General features: G+C 37.5%; 2 protein-coding genes. Both read right to left on the bottom strand.

Annotated elements, in window-relative coordinates; genetic code table 11:
* Positions 1–74: 74 nt before the first annotated feature.
* Complete coding sequence (locus V7659_RS28485; protein ID WP_007497132.1) at positions 75–431, bottom strand: YlbF family regulator; 357 nt, start codon at positions 429–431, stop codon at positions 75–77.
* Positions 432–553: 122 nt separating this feature from the next.
* On the bottom strand, positions 554–1,212 hold a 659-nt coding region (locus V7659_RS28490), incomplete at its 5' end, for a DUF445 family protein (protein WP_335543423.1).

A 1,212-nucleotide genomic window follows, 5' to 3' on the forward strand; every position in this document is an offset into this window, starting at 1 on the left:
CGACAACCCTTTTTTTAAAGATATACAAGTGGCGATATGAATGAAAAAAAGGGCGAATATGATCGCCCTTTCAATTAATTTTCTTCTGCATTTCCATAAAGCTCTTCAAGAGGCTTCATGATAATTTTATTTAATTCACCGATGAGAACACTTACGCGTTGTTCTGCTTCCATCAACTGAGAGATTTTATCGTGCTGCTGCACAAGTGCAACCGTTTTTTGCGCTTGCTCTACTTCTTCTTGTGTAATCTCTTGCCCAGTCATTTGTTTTTGCTGAAGGTTTACTTGAATGTCACGGAAGTTCTCAAACATTCTTTTAGAGGACTCATCCCCATTTACCTCATCATAAAGATTTCTTAACGCTGAATATTCTTCGCTATGACGCAGTGCTTTTTCAAGGTCATATGCAACATCATAAAGATTTACAGACATGTTATGTCTCCTTTCTATCCGTTATCACCGATATGGATCGGCGGACACCACTCCACTATAACAAACTATGGCTTTCGTTTCACATATATACAATAAATTCATCGAAATTTCTCGATCTTGCATTAGAATAAGGTGACAAAAATCGCTTGGACAGCACCGATCAATCCACCTAAAAGACCGCCTAAAAATGTGATCATCTTCAGCTCCTTATTAGATATGCTGATCACAAGCTCTTCCATTTTTTCAAGCGGGAAAAGTTCAATTTGTTCACGAATAATTGCTTCAAATTGGAGCTTTGCGAGCAGTCCCTCAAGCGCATTAGATGCGGCTTCAATCCCTTTATCAATGAGAGATGGAGCAAACTTGGTCTTAAGATCATCCGCTACTGCACTGATGTAAACTCCTACTGGTCTATCTAACAGAACCTTTGTAGAAAAATGTGAAAGCAATTGCTTTTTCACACTAAATAGAAGCTCTTTCACATTCCATTTTTTATCAAGCTCATGTAAAGAAAATTGCTTTACCTTGTCCCATTCTTGAACAAGTAAATCTGATAAAAACCTTTTTGTCTCTGCATTCTTTAAGAACTTCATCATTTCAGGATGTACGCGATCAATTAAGCTTGAATTCCCTAAAAACATTTGGACCATACTGCCAAGCATTCCTCGTTCTTTTAAGAAATCATCTATCATATGACCGAGTCTTGCTTTTCCCTCATCACTTTCAAAGTAATGAATGCCTCTCTTTAAAATATAATCTGCGGCATCTGGAATTTTGGATG

Source organism: Neobacillus drentensis (genome assembly GCF_036966985.1).
GTDB lineage: Bacteria > Bacillota > Bacilli > Bacillales > Cytobacillaceae > Neobacillus > Neobacillus drentensis_E.